The 16782-nt window shown below is 59.3% G+C and carries 13 protein-coding genes and 1 pseudogene; 6 read left to right on the forward strand and 8 right to left on the reverse strand.

Annotation, left to right across the window (positions count from 1 at the left end):
• Nucleotides 1-68: 68 nt before the first annotated feature.
• Entirely contained in the window at nt 69-2693 is a 2625-nt protein-coding gene (gene tssH, locus ORL50_RS25190) for a type VI secretion system ATPase TssH (RefSeq protein WP_266018992.1), read from the reverse strand.
• On the opposite strand from tssH, the gene ORL50_RS25195 reads away from it, so the two are divergent.
• Nucleotides 2692-2844: a hypothetical protein gene (locus tag ORL50_RS25195; protein WP_266018994.1), complete on the forward strand. Its 153-nt coding sequence runs from the start codon at nt 2692-2694 to the stop codon at nt 2842-2844. The two genes, tssH and ORL50_RS25195, sit on opposite strands and share 2 nt — an antisense overlap.
• A 1-nt stretch (nt 2845) precedes the next feature.
• Here the strand turns inward: ORL50_RS25195 and tssD are convergent, their stop codons facing one another.
• The 6 genes and pseudogenes from tssD to tssB all read right to left on the reverse strand — a co-directional run bounded on the left by tssD (nt 2846) and on the right by tssB (nt 9209).
• Nucleotides 2846-3328 (reverse strand): type VI secretion system tube protein TssD, encoded by a 483-nt coding sequence (tssD, locus tag ORL50_RS25200; RefSeq protein ID WP_266018995.1) that lies wholly within the window; start codon nt 3326-3328, stop codon nt 2846-2848.
• Nucleotides 3329-3361: 33 nt separating this feature from the next.
• Nucleotides 3362-5068, reverse strand: coding sequence for an OmpA family protein (locus ORL50_RS25205; RefSeq protein ID WP_266018996.1), 1707 nt, complete (start codon nt 5066-5068; stop codon nt 3362-3364).
• A gap of 7 nt (nt 5069-5075) precedes the next feature.
• Nucleotides 5076-5760, reverse strand: a pseudogene (gene tssL, locus ORL50_RS25210) (type VI secretion system protein TssL, short form).
• Nucleotides 5757-7112, reverse strand: a complete 1356-nt coding sequence (gene tssK, locus ORL50_RS25215; protein ID WP_266018998.1) for a type VI secretion system baseplate subunit TssK — start codon at nt 7110-7112, stop codon at nt 5757-5759. The pseudogene tssL and the gene tssK overlap by 4 nt, the downstream one beginning before the upstream one ends.
• 23 nt (nt 7113-7135) lie before the next feature.
• The gene (gene tssC, locus ORL50_RS25220) at nt 7136-8674 is read right to left on the reverse strand and encodes a type VI secretion system contractile sheath large subunit (protein WP_266019000.1); all 1539 of its coding nucleotides are present in this window, start codon (nt 8672-8674) and stop codon (nt 7136-7138) included.
• Nucleotides 8675-8705: 31 nt separating this feature from the next.
• Nucleotides 8706-9209, reverse strand: a complete 504-nt coding sequence (gene tssB, locus ORL50_RS25225; RefSeq protein WP_266019002.1) for a type VI secretion system contractile sheath small subunit — start codon at nt 9207-9209, stop codon at nt 8706-8708.
• A gap of 316 nt (nt 9210-9525) precedes the next feature.
• Between tssB and ORL50_RS25230 the strand changes: the two genes are divergently transcribed.
• The 5 genes from ORL50_RS25230 (at nt 9526) to ORL50_RS25250 (ending at nt 14963) form a co-directional block, all read left to right on the forward strand.
• Nucleotides 9526-10836, forward strand: a complete 1311-nt coding sequence (locus ORL50_RS25230; RefSeq protein ID WP_266019004.1) for a flavin-containing monooxygenase — start codon at nt 9526-9528, stop codon at nt 10834-10836.
• Between the two features lie 21 nt (nt 10837-10857).
• Nucleotides 10858-11274: a RidA family protein gene (locus ORL50_RS25235; RefSeq protein ID WP_266019014.1), complete on the forward strand. Its 417-nt coding sequence runs from the start codon at nt 10858-10860 to the stop codon at nt 11272-11274.
• 140 nt (nt 11275-11414) lie between these two features.
• Nucleotides 11415-12092: a DUF1028 domain-containing protein gene (locus ORL50_RS25240; protein ID WP_266019015.1), complete on the forward strand. Its 678-nt coding sequence runs from the start codon at nt 11415-11417 to the stop codon at nt 12090-12092.
• Entirely contained in the window at nt 12089-13249 is a 1161-nt protein-coding gene (gene argE, locus ORL50_RS25245; protein WP_266019016.1) for an acetylornithine deacetylase, read from the forward strand. The genes ORL50_RS25240 and argE overlap by 4 nt, the downstream gene beginning before the upstream one ends.
• A gap of 298 nt (nt 13250-13547) precedes the next feature.
• Nucleotides 13548-14963: a purine-cytosine permease family protein gene (locus tag ORL50_RS25250; protein ID WP_266019017.1), complete on the forward strand. Its 1416-nt coding sequence runs from the start codon at nt 13548-13550 to the stop codon at nt 14961-14963.
• A 187-nt stretch (nt 14964-15150) separates the two neighbouring features.
• Here the strand turns inward: ORL50_RS25250 and ORL50_RS25255 are convergent, their stop codons facing one another.
• A complete protein-coding gene (locus ORL50_RS25255; RefSeq protein ID WP_266019018.1) occupies nt 15151-15534 on the reverse strand; it encodes a hypothetical protein in 384 nt (127 codons plus the stop codon).
• Nucleotides 15535-16782 lie beyond the last annotated feature (1248 nt).

Here is a 16782-nt window from a genome sequence, read left to right on the forward strand (position 1 = left end):
GTGGCTGTCGACGCCGTGGACCTTGAGGGTGTAGAGGTTGTGGTTGTAAGTGAATTGCTCGGACATGGTCACAGCTCCCCGACTGCGTCGACAAACTGCAGAGTGATCCCTTCTTCTTCGCTGTAACCCAGGCTCACCCCGTGGGTTTTCAGCTGCGCTGCCTGGCGTTGCAGCAGCTGTTGGCTGAGCACCGGCAAAATCTGCTGGTTGAGCAGGCTGTCGATATTGCGCGCGCCGGTGTCAGGCAGCAGGCAGGCGGCGACCAGGGCGTCGGTAAGCTGATCGTCGATCTGGCAGCTCAGGCCGTAATGACGATGCAGACGCTGGCCGACCTGGGCGAGTTTGATCGCGACGATGCACTTCAGCGCGTCGGCTTGCAAGGGACGGTAGATGAGGGTCTGGAAACGGGCGAGCAAGGCTGGCTGGAAGTGCTCGCGCAGGATCGGGCGCAGCCATTCATGCAGGGTGTTGTCGCAGGCTTCGGGTTGTTCCTGCAAGCCACTTTGCAGTTCGTCGCTGCCGAGGTTGGAGGTCATGAGAATCACGGTGTTGCGAAAGTCGATTTCCCGCCCTTCGCCGTCGCGCATGAAGCCGCGGTCGAACACTTGATAAAACAGGTTGAGTACGTCGCGGTGGGCTTTTTCGACCTCATCCAGTAGCACTACGCTGTAGGGTCGCTGACGCACCGCTTCGGTGAGCACGCCGCCCTGGCCGTAACCGACGTAGCCTGGCGGCGAGCCTTTGAGCTGGCTGACAGTATGGGCTTCCTGGTACTCGGAAAGGTTCAGGGTGATCAGTGATTTTTCGCCGCCGAACAGGCAGTCGGCCAGTGCCAGCGCGGTTTCGGTCTTGCCGACACCGCTGGTGCCCACCAGCAGGAATACGCCCAGTGGCGCCTGGTCTGCAGTGAGGCCGGTCTTGGCTGCGCGCAGTCGCTGGGCAAGCGCGCCAAGGGCATGATCCTGGCCGATGACTCGCTCGCTCAAGTGCTGTTCCAGTTCCAGCAGGCTGGTCTGCTCGTCCTTGAGCAGGCTGCCCAAGGGCACGCCGGTCCAGTCGGCAATGACTTCAGCGACGTTGCGGGCGCTGACGTCCAGCGACAGCAGGGGTTGTGCTGCCTGGATGTCAGCCAGTTGTTGCTGCACGTCTGCGCACAGGCTCCTGTCTGGTGATTCAGCCTGGCGGGCGTCGCGCAGTTGCTGAGTCAATTCCAGTTCGTGCCAGTACTGGCGCTCCACGACAAATCGTTGGCGATTGAGCTCGGCGTCCTGGTTAGCGATCAATTCCAGCCGATCAACCGATGCGCTGCCGCTGAGCCGCGCATCGTCTTCCAGCGCCTGTCGTTCCAGGTCCAAGGCGGCCTGCCGCGCCTTGATGCGCACCAGCGCCTGTGGCTCGCAGTCGAGGCTCATGCGCACTCGGGCGCTGGCGGTATCGAGCAGGTCGACGGCTTTGTCGGGCAGCTGCCGTCCGGTCAGGTAGCGACGCGACAGGCTGACTGCCGCCTGCACTGCCGCATCCTGGATGTGCACGCCATGATGACTTGCGTAGCGCTCCTTGAGTCCGCGCAGCATCAGGCAAGCGCTGTCGTCATCCGGCTCGTCGACCTTGACCATCTGGAATCGTCGTTCCAGCGCTGCGTCGCGCTCGAAGTACTGCTTGTACTCGCTCCAGGTGGTAGCGGCGATGGTGCGTAGTTCGCCCCGAGCCAGCGCCGGCTTGAGCAGGTTTGCCGCATCGGCACCGCCGGCCTGGTTTCCGGCACCGATCAGGGTGTGGGCTTCGTCGATGAACAACAGCACCGGGTTGGCGGACTGCTGCACGGCGTCGATCACGTTTTTCAGGCGCTGTTCGAATTCGCCTTTCACCCCCGCACCGGCCTGCAAAAGGCCGAGATCCAGGGTGCGCAGGCTGACCGGTTTGAGGCTGTCGGGAACGTTTCCAACAGCAATGCGCAGGGCCAGGCCTTCCACCAGTGCGGTCTTGCCCACCCCTGGCTCACCGACCAGGATCGGGTTGTTCTTGCGGCGCCGGCTGAGAATATCGATGACCTGGCGGATCTCATCGTCGCGCCCGAACACCGGATCGATCTGCCCTGCGCGGGCCTTGGCGGTGATGTCCTGGGTGAACTTGTCGAGCACGGCGAGCAACGCGTCGTTGCTCACCGGGCCGGGAGTTACGGTGTCGAAACTGTTATCCAGCGTTGCCTCTTTTTGCACCTGCGGGCGCTCCTGCGAGTGCTGGTCAAGTATTGCAAACAGCTGCTGCAGCTGGTTTTCACTGAGGCTGAGCAGCGGCCAGGCCGCATCGCATGCCAACAGGTCGGGGGTTTCCAGCAGTGCGCCGAGCAGATGTGCCGAGCGCAGGGTGTCCTGGCTGTCCAGGGAGGCTCGCAGCCAGGCTGTGCTGATCAGCTGCTGCAACCTGACGCACAACTGCGGCTTGGCCTGCACGCTGCGCGGCAAGGTGTCGAGATGGTCGAGCAGGCCGCGCCAGAGTGCGTCCATGTCCCACTCGTAGCGTCGGGCAATCAGGGTCAGGTCGCCCTCGCCTTGCTCCAGCAACTTGAGCAGCCAGTGCTCAATGCTGATGTGTGCGTGGGCACGGCTTTGACACAGTGAGGCCGCCGCACTCAGGGCCTGGGCGCAGTAAGGATTGAGGCGGCGTAACAGGCGCGTGGAGTTCTGAGGCATGCGAGGGCGTCCTTGTTCGGAAGACTTGCGAGTCGTCGATGAAAGTGGCGTGAAAACGCAACAGGTGCGGTTGAGTGTCCGCGAGCAGACGCTCAACCTATCGGAAGGCCTGGCAGCAGCCGCTACCTGCCAGGCCCTGGGACTTCACTGAGTTAGCGAACGGCCCAGCTATCCGTGTGGCTGTGGTTGCCATCGACGAAAAGCCAGTTGATGCCCTCGTAGCGCAACTCAACTAGCTCCAGGTGATTGTGCCGCTCCTTGGTCGGGTCCTTGATGTCGTGCATCTTGGCGGCTACTTTCACCACTTTGACGTTGCTCAAAGTAATGCTGTAGTACTCAGCTTCCGCACCGCTGTCAGTGATACGGTAAAAACGGAACAAGGCGGTCTTGAGTGTTTGTCCGTTGGCGACGGCCTTGTACAGGTACACGCTGGATACATCAATTTCCTTGGTGAACTCGAAAGGTGCATGCAAGCGTGTGCTGGTCAACTTGCCTGTGTTGTTATCCGTAGGGGAATAGACGCTGTGATCGCAGGCCACCACCTCGATGGAACCCTCTCGCCCCTCAACGTCGACCGAACCCTCTATGCTGGCGCCAGTCTCATCTGTCAGCCATAAGTAAACGGGAATTGCCATTTGAAGCTCCTTCTCTTGAACATCAACGTCGCATTACGCGACAGGGGGTTGCAGATCCGGCCCCGGATTGGGGAACTCACACGCCCCCCTTTCCGGCACCAGACGAATTTCAACTCGACGGTTGGCCGAACGTCCGGCCTCGGAGTCATTGCTGGCGATCGGCTGGCTTTTGCCAAAGCCCTGCACCGCAAAGCAGCTGTCGGGAATACCGCCCATGCGTTGCATCCACTCATGCACCGCCGCCGCGCGGGCCCGTGAAAGCTTGAGGTTTTGCTCGTCGCTGCCAACTGCATCGGTATGACCGGCAATGATGATCAGCCAGCCTGGTTGAGCCTTGATGCCCACCAGGGCCTCGATCAGCACCCTGGTCGACTCCGGCTTGAGCTGCGCACTGCCGGTACTGAACAGGGAGAGACTGTCGAGCCGTACGGGTCGGGGACTACCCGCTGGAGCTAGCGCCAGCGACGGGTATCGATGCCCGGTAATCGTTGCCTGCACCAGCTCGCGCAGACGCTCGCCGCGATACAGGCCAAGGCCCAGAGACAGCGGTTCACCTGATCGGTAGTAGCCATCGAGGCGATCGGCATCCACCCGCAACACATCCAGTGCCGCCTCGCGCCGGGCGAACTCCGCGTCGTCCCGTTGCGCGGTCGGGGGAATGGACGTGTAGCGACGCAGGTCATCGCTGACCTGGCGTAGTAGCAAGGTGTTCTGCCAGGCTGAATTGGCCAGGGCGACGACGCCAGCCGCAGCGAACAGCCAGAGCGCGATGACCTGGGCACGACGCCTCGGGGAACGCAGCGCCCGGATTGGCAGAAGATGCAGTAGCGCATCAGGGAATGGCAGCGTCGCATCGGTCACAGACAGCGCCGACCCGGCGTCCAGCAACGCCACCCTTTCACGCATCCATTGTTGCCACAGGTTGCCTGACTGGTTCCCTGGCAACGACGTGACGAAAGTGATCGCGCATACCACCGGCAAGCTCACGACATGGCGTGCTTCGCGCTGCCTGAATGAGGGCAAGACCTTTTGATCTAGCCAGTCGGCGGCGCTGTCCAGTTGAATGCTTGCGCACAGGCGATCGGTGTGGGTCGTACTGTCAGCTGTTTGCCGCTGCCATTCAGCCATGCCCAGGCAGGCTCCGGCATCGCGAACGCTGGGGCTGGCCTGACCCACTTCCCAGCTGAACCAAGGGCCTTCGCTGCGCGAGGCCTGCAAGTAACTGACGAGCATCAATGGCACAGCCAGGCCGCGCTTACGCACCTGGGCGAGCTGATAGTTGAAGGCGCGCAGTTCTCCGCAGAGCACCGCCGCGTCGCTGTGCTCACCAGGGTTGACGCTGAACATCACGCACAGCTGCTCGCCCCAGCCTGGTCGCATGGCCATTACGCTCTCGCTCAATTCTGGCAACTGTTCCACGCAGGGGACGCGTAAATAGCAACCTCGCTCGGTCACCCGTAGTGTGTTGAAGCCAAACAGACCGTCCAGCCCATTGCCGCAAACCAGGATAACCGGCTGACGGAAGGCCTCCGGTGGCAACGACAGGTTATCGATCCGCTCCAGAACTTCGCGCTGGCGTGCCGCCAACCGTGCGGCCCGGGTCCAGGCAAGCGCCACGACACCGATCACCATTACCGCGCCAGTTACGCGAATCCAGGTTGCCCCGGGGATCAAAGCCACCAGCACCAGGCACAATGCTCCCGCCCACAACCACAGGCTTTGCTTGAGTTTGAGGGTCATGGGCGTGTCACGCCCGACCGGGCAGAAGCGTGGCGATCACGCTTTTCAACTGGTGATCCAGCGCCCACCAGACGACGATCAGCAGCAGGCCAACCACCAGAATGTGCGACAGCGCAGTTCGCAAGCGTAAGCGAGTCATCAACCCCTGGCTGGCCTGCACTTGAGTTGGCAACATGTGAGCGGTTTCCAGCGGCGCCACTCGAGCATTGAGCTGCTCCAGCAACTGCGCCCGCTCAGGGTCATCGACCTCGCGATAACGACCGAGAAAGCCCAGGGTCAACACCCGTTGGAAAGCTGTGCACCGACAGGTCCGGCGCTGGCTCACGCAATACCTCGCGCATTTCTTCGTAAAGGAATTCACCGGCTTGATGCCGATTGAAAAACTTGGCCTGCAAGGACTCACTGGCCCACCTGGAGTGGGCGTCGTCCGTGGCACGACCGAGCATTGTTTCATCGAGCAAGGCACATTGGGCGTGGCTGATCAGCTCGATGCTGCGCTTGCTCAGGCCTGCGCGCTCAAGATGCAGGCGAACATATTCGACCTGCTCCACGCAGAGGTCCATCAGGGCATTGCCGTTGTGTGCGGACGCGCCGTGGCGCAGCTGCACCACCAGCAAGTAGCTGTCCTGCAACAGCGAATCGAGATCAGGCACCATCGAGTCGGATGGGTGTGTCGATGCAGTAGGATTCATGTGCGTAACACCGCGAACAATTCAAGTTTCACGTCCGCGAGGGTGCTCGGGACATAGAAGGCACAGACCCCGGCAGCCAGCATTGCCTGGCCCTTGGGATGACCGAGATCCAGGGCGAAATACTGATTCTCCAGGCGCAGGGGAATAGCCGCCGGCACATGGCTGAGGGCCTGCAACGGCACTCCGTCCAGCGCGGCATTGATCAGGTGAACCACATCATCCGGCGCCCCTACCTTGCACAACCGCGGGAACAGGCCCTGCAGTTCGGCAGCGGGCATACGGCAGCGCACCGACAGGTAGAAGTCGGCACCGTCACGCTCCAGCAAGCGCGGATCGTTGAGTTTTACCTGCCAGCGGTTGGCACCGGTTTCCTCCAGCGTCAAGGCGATTACCCGCGACGGCAAGCTCGCTTCAAGCAAGGTGGAGATCATGCGTAATAGCGGTGGAAATACTTTTTCCAGCTGTTGATGCTGGTAAGCCGGAATCTGCTCGATATCGTGTTCCAGCGAGAAAGTCAGCAAGCTCCCGGCCAGCTTGGCCAGCTCCACATAGACTTGCTCCGGATGCCGTGCAGGCCAGGCCTGCAGGTCGGCCAACACGGGTTGATAGGTGTTCAGGGCATTGAGCAACCAGAACAACGAGACATCCGCCACGGCAAAATCCGCCATGCGCTGATTGCTCTCGCGACGCATGCCCATCAGGCGCTGGCGCTTTGCCGACAGCTGGGTCATCAGGTTGTCGAGCTGAGCCCTCAACCCCGGATGCGCGGCGAAGCTCAGCAATGGCGGGACATAGGCAGGATCGATCGACCATGCGCCCTGCCCGTCTCGCATCAGTCGAGCAATCGGGCAGGTCAGATAGTCGCCATTTTCATCGTGCTCAAATCGCAGGCTCAGCATATGCTCGAGCACGCCGATCGACTGCTGCTCATCGGAGTAGATGTCCTGCACCTCTCGGTAGTCCCGGCGATAACGCATAGGTCTATCAGCTGCAGTCACCTCCAACAGGCAGTTGCTGCCATTGGCCTGTTCCAGTGGCAGCGCCAGCAATACCGTGGCCTGCCGAACGTCCTCCGGCAGTTGCCGGGCTAGCTCCAGGCCGGGGGGTAGCCGATCCACATGATCAGAGTCGATCAAGGTGCCGTCAGGCATGCGCAGCAGCAGCTGGCTGGCCTTGAGCTTGCCCAGTCGCAGGGCATCAGGATCGAACGCCACGGCCAGGATGCCCCAGGGGTTTATCAGGGACAGATGAGCCAGTCGCTCATTGACCCAAGCCTCCCAACGCGCCTGTTGCTGGAATTGCTGCGGGCACAGCAGTGCTGCCGCGGCCCACAGGGGGCGGTCGATCTTCATGCCTGTTTCTCCTGCGAAGTGACTTAGGACTTGGCTTTGGGCATCTGCGAAACCAGCGACAAATTGACGTCCATGCCTTCCACCTGGAAGTGCGGCACGGCGTACAACTTGATGCGGAAGAAGCCCGGGTTGTCCTCGATGTCCTCGACCGTGACCTTGCCATCGCGCAGCGGATGGGAAGCCTGCAGGTCGTCGCCTGGGTTGGTCATCTCGGTGACGAGCCCGCCGATCCACCTGTTTAGTTCCTGCTCCAGCAGGCGCCGATCCTTGGTGGTTCCGATGTTCTCGCGCTGGATCAACTTCAGATGATGCGCGATGCGCGACAGCAGGAAGATGTACGGCAGACGTGAGTTGATCCGGCTGTTGGCGGTGGCATCGGCGGTGTCATAGACCGCTGGTTTTTGCGCTGAGTTGGCGGAGAAGAAGCACGCGTAATCGCGGTTCTTGTAATACGAGAGCGGAATGAAGCCGAGGTTGGCAAACTCGAATTCGCGGGTCTCCGGGATCATCACTTCAGATGGGATTTTCACCTGGTTGCCGGTGCCCAGGTCGTATAAGTGGATCGGCAATTCAGTCACCGCGCCACCGGACTGCGGGCCGCGAATCTGCACGCACCAGCCGTTGGCGATAAAGCTCTTGACCATGTTCGCGGCAAAAGCGAACGACGCGTTGGTCCACAGGTACTTGTCGTGATCAGGGCCCTTGATGCTCTCGACGTAATTGAAGCTGCGCACTGGAATGGTATCCGGACCGTACGGCAGGCGACCCAGCACACGCGGCATGACCAAACCGATATAGCGGGCATCGTCAGTGTCGCGGAAGGCTTTCCACTTGATGTATTCAGCGCGGTCAAAGTAGTTGCCGATGTCCTTGATTGCAGCCACTTCTTCCATCGACTGCTTGCCAAAGAACGCCGGCCCTACCGCACCGATGAAGGGCATGTGCGCCGCAGCCGAAACCTTGGAGATATTGCGCAGCAAGGCGATGTCCTGCGGGCTGCGGTCAAACTCGTAGTTGGATACAGCGGCCGCGATCGGCTCGCCGCCAGGGGTGTCATATTCTTGAGTGTACGTGTGCATATACAGACCGCTTTGGGCGATCTCCGGAGCATCCTCAAAATCCTGGACCAGATGGTCCTTGCTGATATCCAGCAGCTCAATGCGCACGTTCTGGCGGAAGTCAGTCTGGTCGATCAACGATTTGACGCCGCGCCAGGTTGACTCGGTGCGCTGAAAATCCGGGTGGTGCATCACCGCGTCAAGCTGACGACTGAGCTGTGCATCCAGGGCCGCGATATGACCATCCAGCAAAGTCCGATCCAGGCGCTCGAATTTCTGTGAAGACTGTTTGAGCAGATTGAGGAACACGCTGACCGCAGCGGTGACTCGCTCATCTGGAGAGGCCTCGGCCATCGACTCGGCATTCTGGAAGCTGTCGATATCAACCAACTTCGCGACCGGACTCAGGTTGATCTTGCCGAACAGTGCGCCATACACACTGGAGCTTTCTTCGGACAACACTGTAGTGCCGCGCGATTGCACGTTAGAACTTTCTGTGGACATTGAAGAACTTCCTTTTAACCAACGAATTGAATTAGTGAACTTCTTGCGGAGCCAGTGCAGCCAATTCGGCGCGCAGCTCATCACTCAATGCATCGTCCTTGAGAATGCGCTCCAGTTCGTGGCGAAAGGTGGCGTTGTCCAACAGGTTGGACTTGAGGTCGCGCAACAGGTTGCGCATGGCCAGCAGCGCACGCAGCTGCGGAATCTGCCGGGCCACCTGCTCGGGTTCGAAATCCTTCAGGCTCTGGAAGCTGAGTTCAACCGAGGTGTCGGCTACTTCATCGAGCAAAGTGTTGTCCACGGTCATTTTCAACGCCGGGGAATAATCGGCCAGTACGCTATCAAAGTTGTTCTTGTTGATATCGACTTTTTTTCTTTCGGACAGCGGGCGTTGTTCGCGACCGTTGCTGTAGTCACCCATTACCATCAACTTGAGCGGCAACTCGACCTTCTTCTGGGCCCCGCCAGTGTGCAGGTCGAGTTTGATGTTGACCCGGGCCTTGGGCACTTCATTCTGGAAACTATTTGACGTCATCCTGATCTTCCCAAACGGAGGGGCAATGGCGGCTGCCATTACGAAAATGTAGGCTTGCGAGACACAAGATGAACCATCCGACATGCCCGATTCCACCCCCGCTGTGAAATTCAGAAGAGTCCTACGCTGGTTTCGAAATAGCTGATAGGTACCTGTCTATTTTTCCTACAACCAGGCGCAACTAAATCTCTGCCTCAGTTATTTATACTCAAACCCCAGCTTAATAATATTTTACCGATACCAGGGTCATCCCTAGTCTTGAGCCCAAGAGATGGCAGGCCACGAGCGCCTGAATCCCACTTCGAAGGGTAGAGAGATGACCACTGAAAAAATAAAAACAGATACGCTGATTGTGGGCGCCGGTCAGGCTGGCGTGGCGATGAGCGAGCACCTGAGCAAACTCGGAGTGCCGCACCTGGTGCTGGAGCGCAACCGTATTGCCGAACGCTGGCGCACCGGGCGCTGGGATTCGTTGGTGGCCAACGGTCCAGCCTGGCACGATCGATTTCCCGGCCTGGAATTCGACGACCTTAGCCCTGACGGCTTTGCCCCGAAAGAGCGGGTGGCCGACTACTTCGAAGCCTACGCCAAAAAATTCAATGCGCCGGTGCGCACTGGCGTGGAGGTGTTCAAAGTCGAGCGCAATGTCGGTCGTCCCGGCTTCACCATTGAAACCTCCGACGGCGTGATCGAAGCCAACCGGGTCGTTGCAGCCACCGGGCCGTTCCAGCGTCCGGTCATTCCGCCGATCGCGCCGCAGGATTCGCCGTTTCTGCAGATCCACTCCGCCGACTACCGCAACCCTGGGCAACTGCCTGAAGGCGCGGTGCTGGTGGTGGGAGCAGGCTCATCCGGGGTACAAATCGCCGATGAATTGCAGCGTGCCGGGAAAAAGGTTTACCTCTCCGTGGGTGCCCATGACCGTCCGCCCCGTGCCTATCGCAACCGCGATTTCTGCTGGTGGCTGGGGGTACTCGGCGAGTGGGACCAGGCTGCAATGAAACCTGGTCGGGAACATGTGACCATTGCCGTCAGTGGCGCCCATGGCGGGCGTACGGTGGATTTTCGTGGCCTGGCGCATCGCGGCATGACCTTGGTAGGTTTGACCCAGTCCTTCAACGGCGCTGTGGCGACCTTCCAGCCGAACCTGGCCGAGAACCTGGCCCGCGGGGACGAGAACTACCTGGCGCTGCTCGACGCGGCCGACGCCTATATCGAACGCAATGGCCTGGACTTGCCCCTCGAGCCAGAAGCGCGCCACACCTTCCCCGACCCGGACTGTGTCACCCACCCGATCCTCGAACTTGACCTGGCCAAGGCCGGCGTGACCTCGATCATCTGGGCCACCGGTTTTGCCACTGACTACAGCTGGCTGAACGTCGACGCCTTCGATGAGCACGGCAAGCCCAAACATCAGCGCGGCGTGTCGAACGAGCCCGGTGTGTATTTCCTCGGCCTGCCGTGGCAGTCCCGGCGCGGTTCGTCGTTCATCTGGGGAGTGTGGCATGACGCCAAGTACGTGGCGGATCACATCGCCATCCAGCGCTCATACCTCGACTATCACGATGCCGCACAGCGCCAGGCAGAGACCTTCGCGGTCGCGCCAAAAACCACGATCAGTGCTTGATTTCCATTTCAGGAGCCTCACATGTCCACGCCGACCCATACCCGTATTCGCATGTTCAACACCAAGCAAACCTACCCGAATCAGACCCTGGACAACGACCTGTGCCAGGCCGTGCGCGCCGGCAACACGGTGTATGTCCGTGGCCAGGTCGGTACCGATTTCGAGGGCAACCTGATCGGCCTCGGTGACCCGCGGGCACAGGCCGAACAGGCCATGCGCAACGTCAAGCAATTGCTGGAAGAGGCAGGCAGCGACCTGAGCCACATCGTCAAGACCACCACTTACCTAATCGACCCGCGTTACCGCGAGTCGGTGTACCAGGAGGTGGGGAAATGGCTTAAAGGGGTTTTCCCGATTTCCACCGGGTTGGTGGTGTCGGCCCTGGGACAGCCGCAGTGGTTGATGGAGATTGATGTGATTGCGGTGATTCCGGAGTAGAGACCGCAGCGCGGCCATCGCGAGCAAGCTTTGCTCCCACAGGCGAAATGCAGACTGACAACCTGTGGGAGCAAAGCTTGCTCGCGATGAGGCCAGCAGACAAACCAGCAAAAAATCGGCCTACCAAGGAGCAACCTCCCATGACTTTTTCCATCGCCGCTCGCTGTCCCGAAACCGGTCAGTTCGGCATCGCCATCAGCTCCTCCAGTATCGCCGTCGGCGCCCGCTGCCCGTGGCTGCTGCCGGGTGTCGGGGCGGTCTCCACGCAGAACATCACCCTGCCCTCCCTCGGCCCGGAAACCCTGGCCCTAATGGAACAGGGCGTGGCGCCCGCCGAGGCACTGGACAAGGTGCTGACGCGCAACGGCTACAGCCAGTATCGCCAGATCACCGCCATCGACCACCTCGGGCGCACCGCGCATTTCAGTGGCAGCGACACCCTCGGCAATCACAATGCAGTCTCCGGCGAACAATGCGTGGCTGCCGGTAACATGCTCGCGAGTCGATCGGTCATCGAGGCCATGGTCAGCGCATTTGAACAGGGTGAAGGTCAGCTGGCCGACCGCCTGCTCGCCGCGATGAACGCCGCGATCGCCGCCGGTGGCGAGGCCGGGCCGGTGCATTCGGCAGCACTGGTAGTAGTCGGCGAACTGACCTGGCCGATCATCAATTTGCGGGTGGATTGGGCAGACGAGGAGCCCATCGCGCAACTGCAAAAACTTTGGCAAGCCTATCGCCCGCAGGTCCAGGACTACATCGACCGCGCCCTCGCTCCCGACAGATCCCCAGGTTACGGAGTCGCCGGAGATGATCGATGAGTAACAGCGTCGATCTGCTGAAAATCCTGGTGGCGTTCGACACCACGAGCCGCGAATCCAACCTGCAACTGATCGAGTTCGTGCGCGACTACCTCGCAGGTTTTGCTGTGCCCTGCGAGCTGGTCTACAACGAGCAGCGCAGCAAGGCCAATCTGTTCGCCAGCATCGGCCCCGCCCAGGTGCCAGGCATTGTCCTGTCCGGCCACACCGATGTGGTGCCGGTGGACGGCCAGCCGTGGACGGTGCCACCGTTTGAGCTGACCGAGCGCAACGGCAAGCTGTACGGTCGCGGCACCGCGGACATGAAAGGCTACATCGCCTGCGTACTCGCCCTGGTGCCGTCGCTCGTCGAGGCAGATCTGCGCATGCCGGTGCACATGGCGTTGTCTTATGATGAAGAAGTTGGTTGCCTGGGCGTTCGTTCGTTACTCAAGGCATTGGAGCAGCGCCCGGTAAAGCCGAGGCTGTGCATCATCGGCGAGCCGACCGAGTTGAAGCCGGTGTTAGGCCACAAGGGCAAGCTGGCGATGCGCTGCGACATCCATGGTGAAGCCTGCCATTCGGCGTATGCCCCACTCGGGGTCAATGCCATTGAGTACGCCGCCGAGTTGATCGGTGAACTGGGCCGGATCGGCACTCGACTCAAAGCACCAGAACACCACGACGCGCGCTTCGACCCGCCTTTCAGCACCGTGCAGACCGGGATGATTTCCGGCGGCAAGGCGCTGAACATCGTACCCGCCGATTGCCGTTTCGATTTTGAAATCCGCGCGCTCCCGTCCCACGACCCGAGCACAGTCGCGCAGGAATTGAAGACCTACGCCGAGCAACAGGTATTGCCGCGCATGCTGGCCGTGAGCGAGCGCAGTGCTATCCATTTCAGCGAGCTGTCGGCCTACCCCGGACTAGCCACCGACGCGCACAGCGAAGCGGCTGAGTTGATTGCCGCATTCGCCGGCTCCCGGGATTTTGGCACGGTAGCCTTCGGCACCGAAGGCGGCCTGTTCGACGCTGCAGGCATACCTACCGTGGTCTGCGGCCCCGGAAGCATGGATCAAGGCCACAAACCCGACGAATTTGTGAGCCTCGAACAACTGGCTGCGTGCGATGAAATGCTGCAGCGAATGCTGTCATCCATCCGCCTACCAGCCCAATAATCCAAGGCTGCTATACGTCTTAATCCCCCGCATATCCATTGTAGGAGTGAGCCTGCTCGCGATGACGGCCTAACATTCAACATCGATGTTGCCTGTTAATCCGCCATCGCGAGCAGGCTCACTCCTACAGGTTTTGCGGCCCCCCACCGACCTATTTTTTTTAGCGTCTATACCAACAAACTTACTAATTTATCTATCCCACCCCACCGCACATCATCAACTCCAACAAGAAAAGTGTCGCCCCCGTGCAGCGCTCACCGAAGTACGTCCACGTACTCAAATTGCCTTGGAGTTCGTCATGGCCACCTCAGCAGCAACCTCCGCTCCACTCATCGAAAAACACACGATAGGCTACGTGCCTCCCGAAGATCGCCATGGAAAAACCAGGGACCTGTTCACCCTCTGGTTCGGCGGCAACATCGCACCGTTGCCCATCGTCACTGGCGCCCTCGGCGTGCAAATGTTCCACCTCAACCTGGTATGGGGCATCGTCGCCATCCTTGTTGGCCACCTGGTCGGTGGCGTGCTGATGGCGCTGCATTCGGCCCAGGGTCCGCAGATGGGCATCCCGCAGATGATCCAGAGCCGCGCGCAGTTCGGCTCCCTTGGTGCGCTATTGGTGGTGCTGATCGCCGGCATCATGTACATCGGCTTCTTCGCCTCCAACATCGTCCTCGCCGGCAAATCCCTGCACGGCGTGGTCGACAGCGTGCCGGTGCCAGTGGGCATCGTCATCGGGGCCCTCGGTTCAGGCATCATCGGCATCATCGGCTACCGCTTCATCCACGTGCTCAACCGCATCGGCACCTGGGTGCTCGGCGCTGGAATCGTGCTGGGCTTCGGCTATATCTTCACCCATGTGCAGACCGCCGACTTCCTCACCCGCGGCAGCTTCAACATTTCCGGCTGGCTGGCCACCGTATCCCTGGCTGCGCTCTGGCAGATCGCCTTCGCCCCTTATGTCTCGGATTACTCGCGCTACCTGCCGGCCGACGTCCCGGTAGCGGCCACGTTCTGGACCACTTATCTGGGCACCGTGCTCGGCTCCAGCCTGTCCTTCATCTTCGGCGCCGTCGCCGTGCTGGCCACGCCCGTCGGCATGGACACCATGGACGCGGTCAAACTCGCCACCGGCTCCATCGGTTCGCTGATGCTGGTGCTGTTCCTGCTCAGCGTCATCAGCCACAACGCCCTCAACCTCTACGGCGCTGTGCTGTCGCTGATCACCCTGGTACAAACGTTCGCCTACCGCTGGATCCCCACCGCAAAAAGCCGCGCCGTCATCTCGATCATCGTCCTCGCCGGCTGCTGCTTCGCCGCCGTCGGCGCATCGGCGGACTTCATCGGCCACTTCGTCGACATGGTGCTGGTGCTGCTGGTGGTCCTCGTGCCTTGGACCGCGATCAACCTGATCGACTTCTACGCGATCCACAAAGGCCAGTACGACATCAACTCGATCTTTAAAGTGGACGGCGGCATCTACGGCCGCTACAACCCGCAGGCGCTGCTGGCCTACGCCATCGGCATCGTGGTGCAGATTCCGTTCATGAACACGCCGATGTATGTCGGGCCGATTTCCGAGCACATCAATGGCGCAGATTTGTCCTGGCTGGTGGGGTTGTTGGTGACTTCGCCGCTCTACTACTGGCTGGCCAACCGCGACACCGCCTACAAACGCCGACTCTCCAACGGCAAACTGGCGAACTCGGTTTAATCAGCGCCACTGCCCACCTGTAGGAGTGAGCCTGCTCGCGATGGGTCCGTGATGGCCAATATCAATATTGGCTGTCACACCGCCACAAGCAAATCCCACAAACCCTACCTAAACAATCGCTCTCATCCGCTAGCCAGCCGATGAGTAAGATCATTGATTGATGAGATAACAGCGCCAGTTTTCAACGCTACACGACTTGTTCAGAAACCGTGCGAAAAAAATGAACAAGTCCGAGAGCGATAGTCAGAACAAAGCTTACCCCCCAAGTTATAAACAAAACGTGCTTCAAGCCGGCCGGGAAATTTTTAACATCATCGACAGCCAGCAACCCGCGCTTAACAGCAATATTTGGCGTCAGCAATGCCAGAGTAAGCAATCCATTTCGCATGCTCTTCCCAACTAGGCCAATATTGACATAGAGAGACTTGTTAGCCTTTACGAAATTGCTGTTTTTCATCTGCTCCTCCGCTTTATCGGTATAAACATGAACCATAAAAAACAACCAAATCGCCGACAACAAAAATGGTACGAATATTATTAACGATATCAGCCTGATAAACTCATGATTCATTGCACCATTCTTCCGTAAAGGTATTCACCAAAATCTCCCCCCTCTTCCGAGCCGATTTTCCCCGCCTGCCACCCAGCCAATGCGCCGCCTACTACACCACACACCAAAGCCCCTGGGCCTCCAGTAGCGATACCTAACACGACTATGCACCCATACGTGGCCGCGGCTCCGCCAATGGAACCGAATACGGCACTTGCGCCGAGACCCCCAGCCAACGAAAAGCCTTCCACGTATTTGGCTTTGGTACACTCCTCATCTCTGTCTAGAGCGAATGCATTTCTGATCGCAAGCCCGGATGAAACGACCGATAGTGCAGTGCCGATATTTGCACCCTATCTAATGAATGCCACCTAAATCCAGGCATGTATCAGCGCCCCAGCGACAGCGACAGCGACAGCGACAGCGACAGACTCCAGTGTTTATCGACAGGTTTTAAAAATGCGCTAGACATCCGAGTTTCTCTCAGACACCACCAAGCCGGCCTGTGTAACGGAGATAAACCCCAAAAACCATCAATGTGCTGAATAGTACAAAACACATCCCGCACGAAAGGAATAATATCCACTTCAAGTCTTCGGGAATTCCTGCTCCTCTTTGAGATCTAGGATACCCCGCCTCGCACAAATACCCGAAATCATCAAAACCAAAGTGAGAACGCCATTACGCATGGCTTTGCCAAGGAGTCCAGCTTGCGCAAACGCTGCTCGATTCGTTTCGACGAAAACACTCTTAGGCAATATTGACTCAGCTTTCTCCGTGTAATGATGAACCATGTAGGCCAACCATATTTCTATTAGAATCATGGGCGCGAATAGTAATAGCGATATCAACCCGAGGGGAACATGGCTCAATGATCGACTCTTCAAAAAAATTCTTCGTCGACTCTTATCCTCCCCAAATGCCCAGTGCTTGGTCAGCCATTTGGTACACATAGCATTAATGCGACACCAGAAAGAAAAAGCATGGACCACGCACCTACCAAGACCCTTTTCAAAGCTACCGGAAAGCTTTTAACCTGATCAACGTTGACCTCCTCTCCTGGCCATCAATTCAGGCATTAATAAGACGACCACAATAAAACCACTCCTGACTACGTTCCCCATGCTTCCTCTCCTTTATTTTTGTTTTCAGGAGTGAATGTACGGCGGTTCAGATGGGCGGCGGGCTGTTGAATGGCCTGCAAAGCGCAAATTCAGACCGTTCCTATCCCGCTGCAGATTCGGACTGTAGGACATGTCTTATAAGCCT

This window comes from Pseudomonas sp. RIT-562, assembly GCF_026241895.1.
Classification (GTDB): domain Bacteria; phylum Pseudomonadota; class Gammaproteobacteria; order Pseudomonadales; family Pseudomonadaceae; genus Aquipseudomonas; species Aquipseudomonas mandelii_F.

Bases quoted from the DNA above. Each gene is read 5' to 3' on its own strand.
- ORL50_RS25195 (WP_266018994.1), top strand. From the start codon at position 2,692: ATGCGAGGGCGTCCTTGTTCGGAAGACTTGCGAGTCGTCGATGAAAGT.
- tssH (WP_266018992.1), bottom strand. From the start codon at position 2,693: ATGCCTCAGAACTCCACGCGCCTGTTACGCCGCCTCAATCCTTACTGC.
- tssD (WP_266018995.1), bottom strand. From the start codon at position 3,328: ATGGCAATTCCCGTTTACTTATGGCTGACAGATGAGACTGGCGCCAGC.
- ORL50_RS25205 (WP_266018996.1), bottom strand. From the start codon at position 5,068: ATGACCCTCAAACTCAAGCAAAGCCTGTGGTTGTGGGCGGGAGCATTG.
- tssK (WP_266018998.1), bottom strand. From the start codon at position 7,112: ATGAAGATCGACCGCCCCCTGTGGGCCGCGGCAGCACTGCTGTGCCCG.
- tssC (WP_266019000.1), bottom strand. From the start codon at position 8,674: ATGTCCACAGAAAGTTCTAACGTGCAATCGCGCGGCACTACAGTGTTG.
- tssB (WP_266019002.1), bottom strand. From the start codon at position 9,209: ATGACGTCAAATAGTTTCCAGAATGAAGTGCCCAAGGCCCGGGTCAAC.
- ORL50_RS25230 (WP_266019004.1), top strand. From the start codon at position 9,526: ATGACCACTGAAAAAATAAAAACAGATACGCTGATTGTGGGCGCCGGT.
- ORL50_RS25235 (WP_266019014.1), top strand. From the start codon at position 10,858: ATGTCCACGCCGACCCATACCCGTATTCGCATGTTCAACACCAAGCAA.
- ORL50_RS25240 (WP_266019015.1), top strand. From the start codon at position 11,415: ATGACTTTTTCCATCGCCGCTCGCTGTCCCGAAACCGGTCAGTTCGGC.
- argE (WP_266019016.1), top strand. From the start codon at position 12,089: ATGAGTAACAGCGTCGATCTGCTGAAAATCCTGGTGGCGTTCGACACC.
- ORL50_RS25250 (WP_266019017.1), top strand. From the start codon at position 13,548: ATGGCCACCTCAGCAGCAACCTCCGCTCCACTCATCGAAAAACACACG.
- ORL50_RS25255 (WP_266019018.1), bottom strand. From the start codon at position 15,534: ATGAATCATGAGTTTATCAGGCTGATATCGTTAATAATATTCGTACCA.